This is a genomic window from Pseudomonas graminis, from assembly GCF_004364335.1.
Taxonomy (GTDB): Bacteria; Pseudomonadota; Gammaproteobacteria; order Pseudomonadales; family Pseudomonadaceae; genus Aquipseudomonas; species Aquipseudomonas graminis_D.
This window is the reverse complement of sequence record NZ_SOCR01000005.1, coordinates 93,536-111,754: the sequence shown is the minus strand read 5'-3', so window position 1 is coordinate 111,754 and position 18,219 is coordinate 93,536. Positions and strand designations below refer to the sequence as shown.

Below are 18,219 nucleotides of genomic sequence, written 5' to 3'. Positions count from 1 at the left end.
GCTAACTTATTGTTTTGGCTTGGGAACCTAAGCCAGGTCAGCGAGTCATACGCTACTTGATAAAGGCCCGAATCTCGCGATTCGGGCCTTTTTTTGTGGCTGCGAGGAGGGTGAGCTTTCTTGCGATGAGGGTCGGCACATCCGCTAACTATCCAGCGGTTGATAGATCCCCTTCGCGAGCAAGCTCACTCCTACAGGACATGCGCAGATCAAATGATCCGCGCGGTCTCCGCATGCCTTTCCAGCTTGATGGCCACGAACTTGGACGTTGGCGTGCTGCTGCCGTCGCCCACGCTTTCCAGCGGCACCAGCGGGTTCACTTCCGGGTAGTACGCAGCAGCTTGGCCGGCCGGGATGTCGAAGGGCAGCAGCGTGAAGCCTTTCACGCGACGCGTGATGTCATCGCCCCAGATCGACACGATGTCCACTTTCTGACCCGGTACGAAGCCCAGACGAATGATGTCGGCCTCGTTCACGAACATCACGTCACGCTGACCTTTCACGCCGCGATAGCGGTCGTCCAGGCCATAGATAGTGGTGTTGTACTGATCGTGAGAGCGCATTGACTGCATGATCAGGTCCGGCACGATGCCTGTCCCACGCACGCTTTCGTGAACCAGATCGCTCGGCAGCACGTTCGCCTTGAAGTTGGCGCGCGCACTTGGCGTGTTCCAGCGGCGTGAGCCTGCGGCGTTGCCCAGATAGAAGCCACCCGGGTTCTTGATCTTCTCGTTGAAGTTCTGGAACGACGGAATGGTGTCGGCGATCAGGTCGCGAATGCGGCTGTAGTCCGCTACCAGCCACAGCCAGTCCACCGGCTGCTTGCCCAGCGTTGCATTGGCGATGCCTGCCAGGATCGCAGGCTCGGAACGCATCTGCGGCGACAGCGGCTTGAGCTGACCGTTGGACGCATGAACCATGCTGAACGAGTCTTCTACCGTCACTGCTTGCGGGCCTTCGGCCTGGATGTCGATGTCGGTACGGCCGAAGCACGGCAGGATCAGCGCTTCTTTACCGTGGGCCAGATGGCTGCGGTTGAGCTTGGTGCTGATCTGCACGGTCAGGTCGCAGTTGCTCAGGGCTTCGAAGGTGCGCGGGCTGTCCGGAGTCGCCTGGGCGAAGTTGCCGCCCAGACCGATGAAGACCTTCGCGCGGCCTTCCAGCATCGCGTGAATCGCTTCGACGACGTTGTGGCCGTTTTCACGCGGCACCTTGAACTGGAAACGTTTCTCCAGCGCATCGAGGAAGAACGCCGGCGGACGCTCGTTGATGCCCATCGTGCGGTCGCCCTGCACGTTGCTGTGGCCGCGCACCGGGCACAGGCCTGCGCCCGGCCGACCGATATTGCCGCGCAGCAGCATCAGGTTGGAAACTTCCTGGATGGTCGGCACCGAATGGCGATGCTGAGTGATGCCCATCGCCCAGCACATGATCACGTTCTTGCCTTTGGCGTACATCCGCGCGGCGAGTTCGATGTCCGTCAGTGGCAGCCCGGATTGCTCGACGATGAATTCCCACGAGGTGTCGTCGATGGCGGCCAGGTATTCCAGCACGCCATTGGTGTGTTCGTTGAGGAAGGTGTGATCGAACACCGACGGCTCATTGTTCGCCTGGGCTTCACGTTCCCACTGCAGCAGGAACTTGGCCATGCCGCGCAGCAGGGCCATGTCGCCGCCCAGTGCCGGACGGAAATACGCCGTGTTGGTCGGCTCGGAGCCGTTGCTGAGCATTTCCAGCGGGTGCTGAGGGTGCTGGAAACGCTCCAGGCCACGCTCTTTCAGCGGGTTGACGCACACCACTTGGGCGCCACGTTTGACCGCTTCACGCAGCGGCTCCAGCATGCGCGGGTGGTTGGTGCCCGGGTTCTGGCCGAGGACGAAAATCGCGTCCGCGTGTTCGAAGTCTTCGAAGGTGACCGTGCCCTTGCCGACGCCCACGCTTTGTGACAACGCAACGCCGCTGGCCTCGTGGCACATGTTCGAGCAGTCAGGGAAGTTGTTGGTGCCGTAGGCACGCACGAACAGCTGATACAGATACGCCGCTTCGTTACTGGCACGGCCCGAGGTGTAGAACTCGGCCATGTTCGGGCTTGGCAGGTTGTTCAGGTGTTTGGCGATCAGCGCGAAGGCATCGTCCCAGGCAATCGGCTTGTAGCGATCGGTCTGAGCGTCGTAGACCATTGGCTCGGTCAGGCGGCCCTGGTATTCCAGCCAGTAATCACTTTGTTCGAGCAGCGAGCTGACGCTGTAGCGGGCGAAAAAGGAAGGGTCGACGCGGCGCTTGGTCGCTTCCCAGTTCACCGCCTTGGCGCCGTTCTCGCAGAACTTGACCATGCCGCTTTCCGGCGAATCGCCCCACGCGCAGCCCGGGCAGTCGAAGCCGCCGTTCTGGTTGGTCTTGAGCATCGTGCGGATGTTCTTCAGGGCGTTGTCGCTGGTCAGCCAGAAGTGGGCGACGCTGATCAATGCGCCCCATCCGCCGGCCGGGCCTTTGTAAGGCTTGTAGCGGGGGGTCGATACCTTGTCGGCTTCTTTATGCATGCTCACGCTTGATTCTCCAACGCAGGACTGTAAACCCGCGGCGCACTGTGTTTAGGCAGATGAATGAGGTTTAGGTTGTGGCGGCGAGCCCATTGCAGCGCCAGCCCGGTGGGCGATGACAGGCTGACAAGGGTCTGGATACCGGCACGAAGTACTTTTTGAATCAGTTCGAGACTGCAGCGGCTAGTAACGATAGCCAGCCCGCCCGTGGTCGGGATGTTCTGGCGAATCAGTGCGCCGATCAGCTTGTCTAAAGCGTTATGTCGGCCGATGTCTTCACGACCTAAGAGAATTTCGCCGCGAGCGTCCATGAACATCGCTGCATGGACGGCGCCGCAGTGTTCACCCAAGGGCTGAAACGCCCCCATGCGCGCGCGCAGGCCTTTCAACCATTCGGCGGGGGGAAGGGGGGCGCCCGGCAGCACGTTGAGCTCGGGCAACGCCTGCTCGACGGCCTCAACGCCACACAGGCCGCAGCCGCTGGTGCCAGCCAGTTGCCGACGCTGGGTCTTCAGGTTCCAGAAAGCACGGCTGGCGATTTCGACTTCTGCGGTCTGCGCAGACCCGCAACCACCGAGCTTGATGTCGTAGATCTCGTCCGGTGATTCGATGATGCCGCTACCGATGCTGAAGCCGACGATAAAGTCTTCCAGATCAGTGGGCGTAACCAGCATGACGGCCTGACTGATGCCGTTATAGGCGATGGCCAACGCGACTTCCTCGGCAAGCACATTGGGCTCGCTGACATCGTGTTCGAGGTTCGAATAGCTGTAGGACTGGCTTGCGGCGGGCGCGGGCAGTTGTTGTGCGGGCGCCGTGATATCCATGTGCTTGGCGTGCATCGGGAGTAACCGGCAGATTGATTAGGCTTAAGCCTAGGCCTCCGGTCGGATAACGTCTAATCGCTAGTACTGATGCACCGATAGATGACGTCGATCAACTCTCTTCCATCATGGTGTGGTAAAGCGCCAGGCAGGCTTCGGCCAGCGCGGAACGCGGCGCTGAGCGACGCATGATCAGGCCCAGCCGGGCCAGGGTCTGCGCGTCTTCGATGGGCTGCAGCCGGAGGTGCTCGGTCAGTGATTCCAGACCGCCGTCCAGCGGCATGATCGCGCAACAGAAACCGCCGTGAACGGCCTGCAGCAGCTGATGCACGGCGTCCGTCTGAATGATCGGCTGAGGATGGAGGCCGCGGCTGTGGAAGTTGTGATCGATGGATTGCCGAAAGTGCATGCCGCTGGTGAGCAGGCCCAAGGGGAGTTCGATCAGGCTTTCCCAACTTGAAGTGGCTTCGGTAAAGCTGAAATAACGCTGGTCGTACATCACGCCCATGCGCGTTTCGGCCAGTTGCAACGAGTCGAAGCGCTCGGAGTCCAGTCGGTCCAGATACGAAACCCCGAGGTCCAGGCGATTGCTGGCGAGTTGGTCGAGAATCTGCTCGGAGCTCAGCGATGAAAGCTCGAAGCGCATGTTCGGGTGCAGGGAATGCAGGCGTTGCAGCAAGGGCAGCGGATCGAAGTTCGAGAGCGGCACCACGCCCAGCCGTAATGTGCCGACCAGATGCCCGCGACACGCGGCCGCTTCAGCCTGCAGACCGTCGTAGGCTGCCAGCACCGTGCGCGCCCATGCCAGAACGCGTTCGCCCGGCGCGGTAAACCCTTCGAAGCGTTGGCCGCGATTGACCAGCGGCAGATCCAGTTCTTCTTCAAGACTGCGCAGACGCATCGACAGTGTCGGTTGCGTGATATGGCAGCGCGCAGCGGCTTGCCCGAAGTGTCGGGTCTCGTCGAGGGCAATCAGAAATTTCAGCTGCTTAATGTCCATCTTCATTCCTTGAGGCACAGGCTGGCCCGGCGAAGTCTATCGCGACCGAACGTCGAATGGCTTGAAACCTTGAGACGCGGCATCGGGTCGGAGCTTTGTCGGGCAATGTCAGCGGATCAGATGTTGCGCGGGAAACCACAGCCACCAAGGAGAAACCCATGAGTCTGTTCAGTTTTGTGAAGGAAGCCGGCGAGAAGCTTATCGACCTGCTCACCCCAGGAAACGCCAATGCCAGCGATGAGCTGAAAAAGCACATCGAGTCTGTCGGGTTGGGCAATCCCAACGTCCATGCAGCGGTCGACGGCGACAAGATCACCTTGACGGGCGAAGTCGCCAGTCAGGAAGAGAAAGAGAAGATTGTATTGGCTGCCGGCAACATCGCGGGTGTAGGCAGTGTTGATGATCAGCTGACCATCGCGGCCGGCGCACCTGCCGTGGTTGCCGCAACGTTCGTCACTGTCCAGAAGGGCGATACCCTCAGCGCCATCTCGTTGCGCGTGTACCACGATGCCAACAAGTACCAGAAAATCTTCGACGCCAACAAGCCGATGCTCAAGGACGTGAACAAGATCTATCCAGGTCAGTCCCTGCGTATTCCTGAATAAGGGCCGTCGTGCTGGCCGTACGGCAATCAGTATTCTTACTGACCGTACGGTAATGACCGTTCCCACTGACCGTTCGGTGATTAATTGTAGGAGCGCGCTTGCCCGCGAAAAATCGCACATCCGGCTGATCTGCATCGGGTGTACGAATCTTTCGCGGGCAAGCGCGCTCCTACAGTTGTTTTGCGATGCTCATAAACCCTGTATCAATGCCCGATAGTCTTCGACCGCCTCGAATTCTTCGGTGTCTTTCGGGCCTTTGCGGCTGTCCGGCTCACGCACGGCCAGCAAATGACCGATCCCGTATCGTCCTGCGCTGCGCAAGATCGGCAGCGTGTCGTCAATGAATAGACTGCGCGCCGGATCGAACTTGATGTCGTCTTGAAGCGCGTCCCAAAACTGCGGGTTTTCCTTGGGATAGCCGTAGTCGTGTGAGCTGATCAAACGCTCGAAGTACGGCGCCAGTTCCAGTCTTTCCATCTTCAGTGACAGCGAGTCGCGGTGAGCGTTGGTGATCATGATGACCCGCTTCCCCGCCTGTTTGAGGGCGGCTAGAAACGTCTCCGCGTCGGGGCGCAGGGCGATGAGGTGGGCGATTTCGACTTTCAGGTCCTTCACCGGCAGGTTCAGCTCGGTGCTCCAGAAATCGGTGCAATACCAGTTGAGGGTGCCGGCGTTTTTTTCGAAGAGCGGCATCAGCTCCAATTGCGCCATCGCCAGGCTGACCCCGTGCACCTCGGCATAGCGTTTGGGCAGATGCTCCAGCCAGAAGTGATTGTCGAAATGCAGGTCGAGCAGCGTGCCGTCCATATCCAGCAGAACGGTGTCGATATCGCGCCAGGGCAAGGAAGGCATACGGGTCTCTCGGCGTTGGATGAGTCGCGTGGGTTTGCGGCGAAGACTTCCGCAAAAGCCACGGTATAGTAACCCGTCTACGCCAAGGAGCTCGTCATGCAGCAGAAACCTACCGTCCTCTCTCGCGAAATCGTCGCGAGCAGCCGTCTGTTCCGCGTTGAAGAAGTGCAGCTGCGCTTCTCCAATGGCGTCGAGCGTACCTACGAGCGGCTGGTCGGCAGCGGCAGTGGCTACGGCGCGGTGATGATCGTGGCCATGCTCGACGCCGATCACGCCGTGCTGATCGAGGAATACTGCGGCGGCACTGACCAGTACGAGCTGTCGCTGCCCAAAGGCTTGATCGAGCCGGGCGAAGACGTGCTGGCCGCCGCCAATCGCGAACTTAAGGAAGAGGCCGGTTATGGCGCGCGTACCCTGGTGCACCTGACTGAGCTGTCACTTTCGCCGGGCTACATGAGCCAGAAAATCCAGGTCGTGCTGGCCACCGATTTGTATGAGGAAACGCTGCCCGGCGACGAGCCTGAGCCGATGCGCGTGGACAAGGTCAATCTGCGTGAGCTTTCCAGTCTGGTTCAGAACCCGCAGTTCACCGAGGGGCGCGCGCTGGCTGCGTTATACCTTGCCCGCGACCTGCTGGCCGAACGGGGTGATTTCTTGCCATGAACCCGACATTCGCCCAATTGCCGCACCCGCTGCTTGCCCCCGTCATCGAGCTTTGCCGCCAGGCTGGGGAAGTCATTCTGCCGTTCTGGCGCTCCGGCGTGGAAGTTACGGTCAAGTCGGACGACTCGCCTGTTACGGCCGCTGATCTGGCCGCCCATGAGCTGTTGGTGGCGGGCCTCAAGGCGCTGGACCCGAGCATTCACATCCTGTCCGAAGAGGACGCGAACATCCCGTTGAGCGAACGCCGTCAGTGGCAACGCTGGTGGCTGGTAGACCCGCTGGATGGCACCAAGGAATTCATTGCCGGCAGCGAAGAGTTCACCGTCAACGTGGCGCTGATCGAGAACGGTCGCGTGGTGTTTGGCGTGGTGTCGATGCCGACCAACAACCGCTGCTATTTCGGTGGCGCCGGGCTGGGTGCGTGGCGCAGTGACGACGCGCAGCATCTGGCGCCGATCAGCGTGCGCAGTGAGCCGGGCGCGGGGGAAGCGTTCACTGTGGTCGCCAGCCGTCGTCATTCAAGCCCCGAGCAACAGAAGTTGCTGGCCGGTTTGTCGGAAGCGGTGGGTGAATTGGAGCTGACCACTATCGGCAGCTCGTTGAAGTTTTGCCTGCTGGCCGAAGGAGCTGCCGACTGCTACCCGCGCCTGGCGCCGACGTCTCAGTGGGACACCGCCGCGGCCCAAGGGGTGGTGGAAGGCGCGGGCGGCGTGGTGTTGAACCTGGACGGCACGACCTTCGATTATCCGGCACGCGAGACGCTGCTGAATGCGTACTTCTTGGCGCTGCCGGGGGACGCCACGTGGCGTGGCGCGTTGCTGGCGTTGGCGAAGCCTCGTAGCTGATCGACTACCCCGGATCGCGCTGCTGATTGCTGACCGCTTGCCTTGGCCTCACATCAGATCTGTAGGAGCCGGCTTGCTGGCGAAAGCAATCTGCCAGTTTCACCAATATTGGCTGACCCACCGCATTCGCCAGCAAGCCGGCTCCTACAGATGTCAGCCCCCAGATACGTCATCAGCAAGCCGGTGTCCGCAGATTCCCGTGCTGACCGCGCTACGTCATCCGCCGCAGATCCCGTGTAGGAGCGCGCTTGCCCGCGAAAGCGCTCTGCCAAGCGACTTTATTCCCACTGACCCACCTCAACCCAATTCGGCGTGTCAGATTACTATTTGTTGGCAGGGAAATTTTTCGCGGGCAAGCGCGCTCCTACAGGGGAGTGGCGCCTGAGCGGTGTCTGTTCAGCGATGCAGCACGAACTGCCCGACGAATTCCACCGCCGTCTCTTCTGATCCCTCGACCACGGTCCGGGTGTGCAGCGCCAGTCGTGCGCGGCCGCGGCGTTGGTAGAGCTTCAGAAATTTCTCCCAGTTCGCTTCATCCGTCCCGTCGCAAATGGCGACGCCATCGCGGGTGACCGGCAGGGGATAACTGATCTGACCGTCCTGAATCACGATGTGCCCTTCGTCGATCCCGGTTTCCTTGAGTCGCAGATACAGCCAACCCCAGCCCGCCAGTACCGCGCCGCAGTACAGGCTGCCGCCGAACAGGGTGTTCTTGTGATTGACGTTAGGCGCCAATGGCAGGTGCAGACGGAGCTGGTGGTCTCGCCAGCCCAGCACCTTGATGCCCATCTCCCGGGTGAGGGGAATGTCCCGGTGCAGCACCGTTTCCAGGTCTTCAGCGGACAAGCAATCCCGATCATTCATTGTCGTCGGACCCCCCGCCGTTGAAGGTCAGTCCGTGCTTGCGCAGTTTGTCGTGCAAGGTTTTGCGGGGCAGGCCCAAGGCTTCGGCGAGGCTGCGCACCGAGCTGTGCGGGCGGGTCAGTTCGGCGGCTATCAACGCCCGCTCGAACGCCTCGACCTGCTCGCTCAGGCCGCCATTGGATGCGACCAGATCCGGCTGCGCCTCGCCTTCCAGTTCCAGCTCAAGGCCTAATGCGAAACGCTCGGCGGCGTTCTGCAGTTCACGTACGTTGCCCGGCCAGGTGTGACGCAGCAACAGCGCCCGGTGCCCCGGCTGCAATTCATGGCGTGGCAGGCCGTGGCGCAAACTGGCGGTGTCGGCGAAATGCTGGAACAGCACCAACGCGTCTTCGCCCCGCTCGCGCAGCGGCGGAATGCGCAACGGCGCGACGTTGAGGCGGTAATACAAGTCGGCCCGGAAACGCCCTTGATCCGCCGCCTGGCGCAGGTCCTCCTTGGTCGCCGCGATCACCCGGATGTCCAGCGGGATCTGCTGATTGCCGCCCAGGCGCTCGACCACGCGCTCTTGCAGCAAGCGCAGCAGCTTGACCTGAACGTCCATGCTCATGCTTTCGATTTCATCCAGGAAAAGCGTGCCGCCATTGGCGAATTCGAACTTGCCGATGCGGCGCTTTTGCGCGCCGGTAAAGGCGCCCGATTCATGGCCGAACAGCTCGCTTTCCACCACCGACTCGGCCAACGCCCCCGCATTGATGGCCACAAACGGACCGTTGCGGCGATTGGATAAATCGTGCAGCGCGCGGGCGACCACCTCCTTGCCGGCGCCGGTTTCCCCAAGAATCAACACGTCAGCCTTGGTCGCGGCCAGCGCGCCGATCTGAGCGCGCAGGCGCTGAATGGGGGCGGACAACCCCACCAGTCGCGTGCTCAGTTGCTGACGATCGCTGAGCTCAAGCCGCAGGCTGCGGTTGTCCAGCACCAGCCGGCGCAGCGCCAGGGCGCGGCGCACGCTGTCGAGCAGCGCGTCGCTGGCGAAGGGTTTTTCCAGAAAATCGTAAGCGCCCGCGCGCATGGCCTGCACCGCCAGCGGCACGTCGCCGTGGCCGGTGATCAATAGCACCGGCAACTCCGGATCCTGGGCGTGCAGCTGGTTGAGCAATTCGAGGCCATCGATGCCCGGCATGCGAATGTCACTGACGATCACCCCCGGCCAATCCCGTTCGATGCGCGCTTGCAGGCCTTTGGCGTCGCTCAGCGGCAGGATTTTCAGGCCGGCGAGGTCCAGCGTCTGGCTCAACGCCTGGCGCAGGTGCGGGTCGTCGTCGATCAGCACCACCTGAATCCGGCTGTCGATGGCGTCGGTGCTCATGCAGATAAGTCCTCAGACGGTTGAAGGTTGACGCCCGAGGCGCCGGTGCGCATCCGCAACGTCAGCAGCGCGCCGCCTTCCGGGTGATTGGCAAACAGCAGTTCGCCGCCCAGTGCGCGCATCAGCGTATCGCAGATCGCCAGTCCCAGGCCGAGCCCCTGGGTGCGCGTCTTGGTGGTGAAAAAAGGCTCGCGCGCGTGCTCCAGCGCCTCGTGTGAAAACCCGGGGCCGTTGTCGCGGATGAACAGATTGACGCCTTCGGCATTGTACTCGGCGCTGATCCACAACTTGCGCGGCGGACCCTTCTCGGTCAGAGCATCCAGCGCATTCGCCAGCAGATTGCCCAGCACCTGACGCAGGCGCGTCTCACCGGCCTGTACCCACAAGGTCGCGGCGGGCAGGTCACGAATCAGCTCCACTTCCATCGCGCGGCGACGCTTGGCGAGCAGGGCCAGCGCATCGTCCAGCGCTGGCTGCAACGCCACGCTTTCAGGCGCGTGCCGGTCGCGCCGGGCGAAGGCACGCAGGTGCGCAATGATCGACGCCATGCGCCCGGTGAGTTCGCTGATCAGCTTGAGGTTGCCACGGGCGTCCTCCGTGCGCTGGTGGTCGAGCAGTACCTCGGCGTTCTCGGCGTAGCTGCGAATCGCGGCCAGTGGCTGATTGAGTTCATGACTGATGCTCGCCGACATCGTGCCCAGCGCCGACAGCTTGCCGGCCTGAACCAGTTCGTCCTGGGCGCGAAACAGTTCCTGCTGCGCCTGCTCGCGTTCGAGTACTTCCTGACGCAGCCGCCGGTTGACGCCTTCCAGGTCACAGGTCCGCTCGGCGACTCGCACTTCCAGTTCACGGCGCGCCTTGGCCTCGAAATTGATGCGATCCAGATAATGCCGCCGCCTCTGCATCATCAGACCCAGCAGCAGCATCAATACCAGCAACGTAGCACCGCCAATCGCCACGACCGTTCGCACAGGCCGGGACACGAGCACCTTGGGCGCAAGGATGTTGACGCTCCAGCCAGTCTCGTCGATCTGCTGGGTCTGCTTGAGCCAGCCGTTTTCATCCAGCTGCAGCGGACGCGGATCGCGGGTCGGGTAGGGCTGGATGGCAACGATGGCCTGCTGTTCTTCTTCGCTGAGCGGACGCGTGGCGCGGAAACGCCAGGCGGGATTGGAGGTCAGGATCACCACGCCGTTGTGGTCGGTGACGAGCAACTGTTCCGGCGTCTTGCCCCACAACGTCTCCGTGAGGTCCAGGTCGACTTTGACCACCAGCACACCGATCACCGTTTCACCATCGCGCACAGCCGCGGCGAAGAAGTAGCCGCGTTTGGCCGACGTGGTGCCCAGGCCGAAAAAGCGCCCGAGGTTGCCGGCCATGGCGTTGCTGAAATACGGGCGGAAGGCGAAGTTGCGGCCGACGAAGCTGTCGCGTTTGTCCCAGTTCGACGCAGCGAGGGTGTCGCCATTGGGCGCCATCAGGTAGATCACCTCGGCGCCGGTCTGCCGGGCGGTGTTCATCAGCAGCACGTTCGCTTGGGCTTGGGCGTGTTTGTCCTGCGGGTTCGCCAGCATGGCCCGCAGGCCGGGCAGGTCGCCGAGTATCTGTGGCAGGACTTCATAGCGGTGCAAGGTGCCGAGCAGGTTGGCGACGTAGAGGTCGAGGGTCTGGCGATTCTGGCTCAGCAGCTCGTTGCGGTAATAGTGTTCGGCCAGGCGTTCGAGCGGCCACAGCAGCGGGGCGAGGATCAGCGCCAGCAGAGCAAGGCTGCGCCAGCGAGGGCGGCGGGGAAGGGCGTTAGTGCTGATCATGGAATCGCCGGTGGGTTCGTTGCGGTGTGGGGCGGCTGCGGATGAATCAGTATTCCGCAGCCGCTCAACATCGAGTCGGCCCATTATGCCTACCGCTGCTGCGCTAAGCACTCCAGCAACGCTTCGTGCCAGTCCGGCTGGCTGACGCCCCACTCATGCTGCAACAGGCTGCAATCCAGACGCGAATTGAGCGGGCGTGCGGCCGGCGTCGGGTAAGCGCTGGAAGCAATCGGCTCAAGTGCTGCGCAGGGCTTACCGCTTTTGATCAATTGCTGACCAATGGCTTCAGCGAACCCGAACCACGACGTCTCCCCGCTGGCTGTCAGGTGATAAACACCCCAGGCACCTGGCGCGCCGTCACGCCAGCGTTCAATCAGGTTATGGGTGCTGGCAGCGATGGTGCCGGCCCAAGTAGGCGCGCCAATCTGGTCGGCAACGATCGACAGCTTCTCGCGCTCTTGCAGCAAGCGCTGCATGGTCAGCAGAAAGTTACGCCCGGTGAGGGAGTAAACCCAACTGGTGCGCAAAATCAGGTGCTGTCCGCCCGCTGCGGCGATGGCGCGCTCGCCCGCCAGCTTGCTGCTGCCGTAGACGCCCAGCGGATTCGGCGCGTCGGATTCAACCCATGCGCCATCCTTGCTGCCATCGAACACGTAATCAGTGGAGTAGTGAATCAGTGGAATGCCCAGTGCGGCGGCTTCTTCTGCGAACACGCCGGGGGACGTCGCGTTAATGGCGAAGGCCAGGTCCGGCTCGCTTTCGGCCTGATCCACTGCCGTGTGCGCGGCGGCGTTGATGATCAGGTCCGGCTTGATGTCCCGCACCACGGGGCGGATCGACTCCGGCTGACTCAAGTCCAGATGATCACGGCCCAGCACGATCAGCTCACCCATGTTCTGCAGACGTTGCTGCAGTGCCTGGGACACCTGGCCCTGTTGCCCGCTGATCAGAATCCGCAGCGGCGCACTCACGGGAACAGGTCCGCGTCTTTCAGGAGCTTGCCGACCTGATCCTTGGCCGACAGTTGAGGCGCTTCGCTCAAGCCCCACTCAATGGCCAGCTCAGGATCGTCCCAGCGAATGCAGCGCTCGGCGGATGGAGTGTAGTAGTCGGTGGTCTTGTAGAGAAACTCTGCGTAGTCGCTCAACACCACGAAGCCGTGGGCGAAACCCTTGGGAATCCACAGCTGACGAGCGTTCTCGGCAGACAGCTCCAGACCGAACCACTGGCCGAACTGCGGGGAGCTGCGACGGATGTCGACAGCGATGTCCAGCACGCTGCCGACGGTCACGCGCACGAGTTTGCCCTGGGGGTTTTCGATCTGGTAATGCAGCCCGCGCAGGACGCCTTTCTGCGAGCGCGAGTGATTGTCCTGCACGAACTGATCGGCGACGCCGGTGGCCTCGGCAAAGGCCCGGGCGTTGAAACTTTCGTAGAAGAAGCCACGCTCATCGCCGAACACCTTGGGTTCGATGATGAGGACTTCAGGCAACTTGCTGGCAACCACTTTCACTGACTTTCCCCTGCGATCTTGAACAGGTACTGACCGTAGCCGGTCTTGCCGAAATAGTCAGCCCGATTCAACAGGTGAGCGCGGTCGATCCAGCCGTTCTGGTAAGCGATTTCTTCCAGGCACGCGACTTTCAGGCCCTGACGATGCTCGATGGTCTGCACGTACTGCGAGGCGTCCAGCAGGCTGTCGTGAGTGCCCGTGTCGAGCCAGGCGAAGCCGCGGCCAAAGCGCTCGACGCGCAGATCGCCGCGCTTGAGGTAAGCGTTGTTGACGTCGGTGATTTCCAGCTCGCCGCGTGGGGACGGCTTGACGTCCTTGGCGATCTGAATGACTTCGTTGTCGTAGAAGTACAGACCGGTCACGGCGTAGCTGGATTTAGGCGCCTTGGGCTTCTCTTCGATGGACAGCGCGTGGCCGTGCTCATCGAAATCGATCACGCCGAAACGCTCCGGATCCTTGACCCAGTAGCCGAACACGGTCGCGCCTGAGGTGTTGTCCGCCGCACGCTTGAGCTGCTCGCTGAAGTGCTGACCGTGGAAGATGTTGTCGCCGAGAATCAGGCACACCGAGTCATCGCCGATGAACGCTTCGCCAATCAGGAATGCCTGCGCGAGGCCGTCCGGCTTGGGTTGCTCCTCGTAATGAAAGTGCACGCCGAACTGACTGCCGTCACCCAGCAGCGCCTTGTACTGCGGCAGGTCCAGCGGCGTCGAGATGACCAGGATGTCTTTGATCCCGGCCAGCATCAGCACCGAGATCGGGTAATAGATCATCGGCTTGTCGTAGATCGGCAACAGCTGTTTGGAAACCCCGAGGGTGATCGGGTGCAGGCGCGTGCCCGAGCCGCCGGCCAGAACAATTCCTTTAGTCATGCGATCAGTTCCTTCACGTTGGTGCCCAGGCGTTCGCCCTGATAACTGCCGTCTTGGACGTTGCGGCACCATTCAAGATTGTCGAGATACCACTGCACGGTTTTGCGCAAACCGGATTCGAATGTCTCTTCCGGCGTCCAGCCCAGCTCGCGTTCAATCTTGCTGGCGTCGATGGCGTAGCGCATGTCATGGCCTGGGCGGTCGGTCACGTAGGTGATCAGGTCCGCGTAGTGGGCCACGCCTTTGCGCTGTTCCGGCGCCAGCTCTTCGAGCAGCGCGCAGATGCCACGCACGACGTCGATGTTCTTTTGTTCGTTATGGCCGCCGATGTTGTAGGTCTCGCCGACCTTGCCCTCAGTCACCACCTTGAGCAGTGCGCGGGCGTGGTCTTCGACGAACAGCCAGTCGCGTACCTGCAAGCCATTGCCGTACACCGGCAGTGGCTTTCCGGCCAGGGCATTGAGAATCACCAGCGGAATGAGCTTCTCGGGGAAGTGGAACGGGCCGTAGTTGTTCGAGCAGTTGGTGACAACCACTGGCAGCCCGTAGGTGCGCTGCCAGGCGCGAACCAGATGGTCCGACGCCGCTTTGCTGGCCGAATACGGCGAGCTTGGCGCGTAGGGCGTGGTTTCGGTGAACAGGTCGTCCACGCCATGCAGGTCGCCATACACTTCGTCGGTGGAGATGTGATGGAAGCGGAAGGCGGCGCGCTCGGCTTCGGGCAAGGTCAGCCAGTAGCTGCGGGTGGCTTCCAGCAGGCTGTAGGTGCCGACGATGTTGGTCTGGATGAACTCCGACGGCCCGTCAATCGAGCGGTCGACGTGGGATTCAGCTGCCAGGTGCATGATCGCGTCAGGCTTGAAGCGCGCGAGGACTTTGCTCACGGCGGCCTGATCAACGATGTCCTCTTGCACGAACTCGTACCGAGTGTTCGTGGCGATGCCCCGCAGCGACTCAAGATTACCGGCGTAGGTCAGCTTGTCGAAATTGAGGACGTCGTGATCGGTGTTGTTGATCAGATGACGGATCAGCGCAGAGCCGATGAAGCCGGCGCCACCGGTAACAAGTATTCGCATGGATAAACCTTCTTCCCTGGAAAAGACGTAGGACGATAAAGAGGCAGGACGATGGAGCATAGCTTGTGGGGCCTTGGTTACCGGCGCAAGAAGCAATCCACCAGCGAGCGATGATATTAATTGATGGCCCATCGCAATTAGCGCCATAAAACCGCCGCGGGTGTTTCACGGACTTAACGCCTGCCCTATCTATCGGTCTTTCAACGCATTTCCGCATAGGCAATTGGCGCGGGGTTGATTAACGGTCGCGCAACTGGCGATATTGTTTGCGCACCTCTATCCCTCAGGACTTTCTCCATGTCGCTCGACACCTTGATTCGCCGCTCCAGCCTGCCATGCCCGGACGTCGACGCCGCGCAGGCCGCCGAATGGCTGGCGACGCATTACGGGTTGTCGGGGACGTTGAAGGAGTTGGGCAGCCATCAGGACCGAAACTTCCTGCTGGACTGCGCTGACGGGCGACGGTTCGTACTGAAGATCTGCCACGGCGCTTATTCAGCCACCGAGCTTGCCGCGCAACACGCAGCGCTGCGGCATCTGAGCAGGGAGCCGCAGGTGCGCGTGCCGGCAGTAATGCCGGCGCTGAAGGGTGAGGGCTTGCTGTCCGTCGAGCACAAAGGCAACGCTGTACACCTGCGCGTTCTGGAATTTATCGACGGGCAATCACTGGCCCATGTGGCGCATCTGAACCGGCACATCGTGACCGGATTGGCGCAGCTTTGTGCCCGAGTCGATGCAGCGCTGGCCGGGTTCGACCACCCAGGTCTGGACCGTGTGCTGCAGTGGGACCCGCGCCACGCCTTCACGTTGGTCGAGCACTTGCTCCCGGTCATCGCGGATGCCGACAAGCGCGCGTGCATCGCCGAGGCTGCCGAGCAGGCTCAGGCCTATTTGCTGCCGCTGGTGGCGTCGCTGCCGGTCCAGGCCATTCACATGGACATCACCGAGTACAACGTGGTCTGGGCCCGAGACGCTCATTGCCAGTGGCAGCTTCAAGGGTTGATCGACTTTGGTGATCTGGTGCGCACGTGGCGGATCGCCGATCTCTCGGTGACCTGCGCCGCGCTGCTGCACCACGCCGACGGCGATCCGTTCTTCATCCTGCCCGCCATTCAGGCTTACCACCAAATCAACCCGCTCCAGAGCGAGGAACTGCTGGCGCTGTGGCCGTTGATCCTTGCGCGCTCGGCCGTGCTGGTCTTGAGCAGCGAGCAACAGGCGAGCATCGAGCCGGACAACCGTTATATCCAGGCCAATCTGGCCAGCGAGTGGAACATCTTCGATGTCGCTACCTCCGTGCCGATTGCGCTGATGGAGGCAGCGATTGTTGACGCGGTGGGTGAATGGGAAGCGGACGAAGAGGCCGAGCCGTTTTCGCTGCTGTTACCGAGCTTGAGCGGGCAGAGTTTTACCCTCGTCGATCTGGGTGCGCTCAGCGAGCATTTCGTAGCGGGCAACTGGGAACAAAACGGCATTGATGAACAACTGCTGAAAGACGCGGCCCAACGCCACGGGCTGAGCGCCAGTCGCTATGGCGAATACCGGCTGTCCCGCACGCTGCCGGACAGCGCGAAAGAGCCGGACACCTTCGCGCTGCATACCGAATTGCAGATCCCCCACGGCACCGCTGTTCATGCGCCATTTGCCGGGAGCCTGCGTCACACCGCCGATGGCGCGTTGCAGCTGGTGGGCGCCGAAGTGAGTCTACGCCTGTGGGGCGTGCGTTCTGATTTCGACTCAGGCGTTGAGTTCGGCGCGGGCGACGTGATCGGGCAGGGCGGCGGTGCGTTGATCGTGCAGCTGTGCTCGGAACCGGACGTGAGCCCGCCGCTGTTTACCACGCCTTCGCGAGCTTCTGCGTGGCGTGCGCTGTGTCCGTCCCCCAAAGGGCTGCTGGGTTTCGATTGCGATGCGCCCGTGCTGGCCGATTCTGCCGCGTTGCTCGCCCGTCGCGACGCGAGCTTCGCCCGTTCGCAAAAGCATTATTATCAGGACCCGCCGCACATCGAGCGCGGCTGGCGCAACCACCTGATCGACCTGCAGGGCCGTTCTTATCTGGACATGCTCAACAACGTCGCAGTGCTCGGTCATGGTCATCCGCGCATGGCCCAGGTTGCCGCGCGGCAGTGGTCGCTGCTCAACACCAATTCACGCTTTCATTACGCGGCAATCGCCGAGTTTTCCGAGCGGCTGCTGAAGTTGGCGCCTGCCGGGATGGATCGGGTGTTTCTGGTGAACAGCGGCACCGAGGCGAATGATCTGGCGATTCGTCTGGCCTGGGCCTACAGCGGCGGGCGCGATGTCTTGAGCGTGCTGGAGGCCTATCACGGCTGGTCGGTGGCGACCGATGCCATCTCGACATCCATCGCCGACAACCCGCAAGCACTGAGCACGCGACCGGACTGGGTGCATCCCGTGGTCGCGCCCAATACCTATCGTGGCGAGTTTCGTGGCGCGGACAGCACGCCGCTCTACCTGCGCAGCGTAGACGCGCACTTGACCGCGCTAAAGGAGCAAGGTCGGCAGGTGGCGGGCTTCATTTGCGAACCGGTATACGGCAACGCCGGCGGAATCTCGCTGCCGCCGGGTTACTTGCAGCAGGTGTACGACAAAGTCCGCGCCCAGGGCGGCGTGTGCATCGCTGACGAAGTGCAGGTGGGTTACGGCCGTCTCGGTCATCACTTCTGGGGCTTTGAAGAGCAGGGCGTGGTGCCCGATATCATCACCATGGCCAAGGGCATGGGCAACGGTCATCCCCTCGGCGCCGTCATCACCCGTCGCGAGATCGCCGAAGCGCTGGAGGCTGAAGGCTATTTCTTCTCGTCGTCAGGCGGCAGCCCGGTGAGTTGCCGCATCGGCATGGCGGTGCTCGACGTCATGGAAGAAGAAAAGCTGTGGGAAAACGCCCGCGTGGTGGGCGGCTATTTCAAGGAGCGCCTGCTAGCGCTGATCGACAAACATCCGCTGGCCGGCGCCGTTCATGGTTCGGGGTTCTATCTGGGGCTTGAGCTGGTTCGCGACCGAGAGACGCTGGAGCCTGCAACCGAGGAAACGACCTACTTGTGTGATCGTCTCCGTGAGCGGGGGATCTTCATGCAACCTACAGGGGATTATCTGAATATTCTCAAGATCAAACCGCCCATGGTGACCAGCCGTCGAAGCGTGGACTTCTTTGTCGATAACGTGTCGAAGGTGCTGAATGAGCTGGAGGGTTGAGCGGGTTCTTGTCCGTCGCGAACTGACCTTTACTCCGATATATATCGGCATTAGCCGTCCGAATATCCGACCTTTGCTCCGTTAATGTTTTTAAATCCGATTTTTATCGTCTATAACGTCTGTCTTCCTTTGCCGTAGACGCCTTCGTCGTTTCATGGAGCTCTGATTA

15 protein-coding genes are annotated in these 18,219 nt (G+C 61.7%); 4 read left to right on the top strand and 11 right to left on the bottom strand.

Annotated features, from left to right (window positions below):
• Nucleotides 1–209 precede the first annotated feature (209 nt).
• The 3 genes from EC919_RS10410 to EC919_RS10400 form a co-directional block, all read right to left on the bottom strand.
• Nucleotides 210–2,540, bottom strand: coding sequence for an FdhF/YdeP family oxidoreductase (locus tag EC919_RS10410; protein ID WP_166650533.1), 2,331 nt, complete (start codon nucleotides 2,538–2,540; stop codon nucleotides 210–212).
• Between the two features lie 2 nt (nucleotides 2,541–2,542).
• Nucleotides 2,543–3,382 carry a formate dehydrogenase accessory sulfurtransferase FdhD gene (gene fdhD / locus EC919_RS10405; RefSeq protein ID WP_133773655.1) on the bottom strand — a complete coding sequence of 280 codons (840 nt, stop codon included), beginning with the start codon at nucleotides 3,380–3,382 and terminating at the stop codon, nucleotides 2,543–2,545.
• Between the two features lie 94 nt (nucleotides 3,383–3,476).
• Nucleotides 3,477–4,364 (bottom strand): LysR family transcriptional regulator, encoded by an 888-nt coding sequence (locus tag EC919_RS10400; protein ID WP_133773653.1) that lies wholly within the window; start codon nucleotides 4,362–4,364, stop codon nucleotides 3,477–3,479.
• Nucleotides 4,365–4,522: 158 nt separating this feature from the next.
• Between EC919_RS10400 and lysM the strand changes: the two genes are divergently transcribed.
• Nucleotides 4,523–4,969 (top strand): peptidoglycan-binding protein LysM, encoded by a 447-nt coding sequence (lysM, locus tag EC919_RS10395; RefSeq protein ID WP_133773651.1) that lies wholly within the window; start codon nucleotides 4,523–4,525, stop codon nucleotides 4,967–4,969.
• 189 nt (nucleotides 4,970–5,158) lie between these two features.
• Here lysM and yrfG read toward each other — a convergent pair whose 3' ends face one another.
• Nucleotides 5,159–5,821 carry a GMP/IMP nucleotidase gene (gene yrfG, locus EC919_RS10390; protein WP_133773649.1) on the bottom strand — a complete coding sequence of 221 codons (663 nt, stop codon included), beginning with the start codon at nucleotides 5,819–5,821 and terminating at the stop codon, nucleotides 5,159–5,161.
• A gap of 96 nt (nucleotides 5,822–5,917) precedes the next feature.
• On the opposite strand from yrfG, the gene nudE reads away from it, so the two are divergent.
• The gene (gene nudE / locus EC919_RS10385; RefSeq protein WP_122534054.1) at nucleotides 5,918–6,484 is read left to right on the top strand and encodes an ADP compounds hydrolase NudE; all 567 of its coding nucleotides are present in this window, start codon (nucleotides 5,918–5,920) and stop codon (nucleotides 6,482–6,484) included.
• Entirely contained in the window at nucleotides 6,481–7,329 is an 849-nt protein-coding gene (cysQ, locus tag EC919_RS10380; RefSeq protein ID WP_133773647.1) for a 3'(2'),5'-bisphosphate nucleotidase CysQ, read from the top strand. Before nudE ends, cysQ begins: the two co-directional genes overlap by 4 nt.
• A 396-nt stretch (nucleotides 7,330–7,725) precedes the next feature.
• Here cysQ and EC919_RS10375 read toward each other — a convergent pair whose 3' ends face one another.
• From EC919_RS10375 to rfbB, 7 genes are all read right to left on the bottom strand, one after another.
• Nucleotides 7,726–8,193, bottom strand: coding sequence for a YiiD C-terminal domain-containing protein (locus tag EC919_RS10375; protein ID WP_133773645.1), 468 nt, complete (start codon nucleotides 8,191–8,193; stop codon nucleotides 7,726–7,728).
• Nucleotides 8,186–9,562, bottom strand: coding sequence for a sigma-54-dependent transcriptional regulator (locus EC919_RS10370; RefSeq protein ID WP_133773643.1), 1,377 nt, complete (start codon nucleotides 9,560–9,562; stop codon nucleotides 8,186–8,188). The genes EC919_RS10375 and EC919_RS10370 overlap by 8 nt, the downstream gene beginning before the upstream one ends.
• Nucleotides 9,559–11,373 carry a sensor histidine kinase gene (locus EC919_RS10365; RefSeq protein ID WP_133773641.1) on the bottom strand — a complete coding sequence of 605 codons (1,815 nt, stop codon included), beginning with the start codon at nucleotides 11,371–11,373 and terminating at the stop codon, nucleotides 9,559–9,561. The genes EC919_RS10370 and EC919_RS10365 overlap by 4 nt, the downstream gene beginning before the upstream one ends.
• 89 nt (nucleotides 11,374–11,462) lie before the next feature.
• Nucleotides 11,463–12,344 (bottom strand): dTDP-4-dehydrorhamnose reductase, encoded by an 882-nt coding sequence (gene rfbD, locus EC919_RS10360; protein ID WP_133773639.1) that lies wholly within the window; start codon nucleotides 12,342–12,344, stop codon nucleotides 11,463–11,465.
• Nucleotides 12,341–12,886 carry a dTDP-4-dehydrorhamnose 3,5-epimerase gene (gene rfbC / locus EC919_RS10355; protein ID WP_133773637.1) on the bottom strand — a complete coding sequence of 182 codons (546 nt, stop codon included), beginning with the start codon at nucleotides 12,884–12,886 and terminating at the stop codon, nucleotides 12,341–12,343. The genes rfbD and rfbC overlap by 4 nt, the downstream gene beginning before the upstream one ends.
• On the bottom strand, nucleotides 12,883–13,758 hold the full coding sequence (rfbA, locus tag EC919_RS10350; protein ID WP_133773635.1) for a glucose-1-phosphate thymidylyltransferase RfbA: 876 nt from the start codon (nucleotides 13,756–13,758) through the stop codon (nucleotides 12,883–12,885). The genes rfbC and rfbA overlap by 4 nt, the downstream gene beginning before the upstream one ends.
• The gene (rfbB, locus tag EC919_RS10345) at nucleotides 13,755–14,834 is read right to left on the bottom strand and encodes a dTDP-glucose 4,6-dehydratase (protein ID WP_133773633.1); all 1,080 of its coding nucleotides are present in this window, start codon (nucleotides 14,832–14,834) and stop codon (nucleotides 13,755–13,757) included. The genes rfbA and rfbB overlap by 4 nt, the downstream gene beginning before the upstream one ends.
• A gap of 297 nt (nucleotides 14,835–15,131) precedes the next feature.
• Here rfbB and EC919_RS10340 point away from each other — a divergent pair, with 297 nt between their 5' ends.
• Nucleotides 15,132–18,050 carry an aminotransferase gene (locus tag EC919_RS10340; RefSeq protein ID WP_133773631.1) on the top strand — a complete coding sequence of 973 codons (2,919 nt, stop codon included), beginning with the start codon at nucleotides 15,132–15,134 and terminating at the stop codon, nucleotides 18,048–18,050.
• Nucleotides 18,051–18,219: the final 169 nt, after the last annotated feature.

Excerpts from the sequence above, each read along its gene's own strand:
- EC919_RS10410 (WP_166650533.1), bottom strand. The coding sequence starts at position 2,540 with ATGCATAAAGAAGCCGACAAGGTATCGACCCCCCGCTACAAGCCTTAC.
- fdhD (WP_133773655.1), bottom strand. The coding sequence starts at position 3,382 with ATGCACGCCAAGCACATGGATATCACGGCGCCCGCACAACAACTGCCC.
- EC919_RS10400 (WP_133773653.1), bottom strand. The coding sequence starts at position 4,364 with ATGGACATTAAGCAGCTGAAATTTCTGATTGCCCTCGACGAGACCCGA.
- lysM (WP_133773651.1), top strand. The coding sequence starts at position 4,523 with ATGAGTCTGTTCAGTTTTGTGAAGGAAGCCGGCGAGAAGCTTATCGAC.
- yrfG (WP_133773649.1), bottom strand. The coding sequence starts at position 5,821 with ATGCCTTCCTTGCCCTGGCGCGATATCGACACCGTTCTGCTGGATATG.
- nudE (WP_122534054.1), top strand. The coding sequence starts at position 5,918 with ATGCAGCAGAAACCTACCGTCCTCTCTCGCGAAATCGTCGCGAGCAGC.
- cysQ (WP_133773647.1), top strand. The coding sequence starts at position 6,481 with ATGAACCCGACATTCGCCCAATTGCCGCACCCGCTGCTTGCCCCCGTC.
- EC919_RS10375 (WP_133773645.1), bottom strand. The coding sequence starts at position 8,193 with ATGAATGATCGGGATTGCTTGTCCGCTGAAGACCTGGAAACGGTGCTG.
- EC919_RS10370 (WP_133773643.1), bottom strand. The coding sequence starts at position 9,562 with ATGAGCACCGACGCCATCGACAGCCGGATTCAGGTGGTGCTGATCGAC.
- EC919_RS10365 (WP_133773641.1), bottom strand. The coding sequence starts at position 11,373 with ATGATCAGCACTAACGCCCTTCCCCGCCGCCCTCGCTGGCGCAGCCTT.
- rfbA (WP_133773635.1), bottom strand. The coding sequence starts at position 13,758 with ATGACTAAAGGAATTGTTCTGGCCGGCGGCTCGGGCACGCGCCTGCAC.
- rfbB (WP_133773633.1), bottom strand. The coding sequence starts at position 14,834 with ATGCGAATACTTGTTACCGGTGGCGCCGGCTTCATCGGCTCTGCGCTG.
- EC919_RS10340 (WP_133773631.1), top strand. The coding sequence starts at position 15,132 with ATGTCGCTCGACACCTTGATTCGCCGCTCCAGCCTGCCATGCCCGGAC.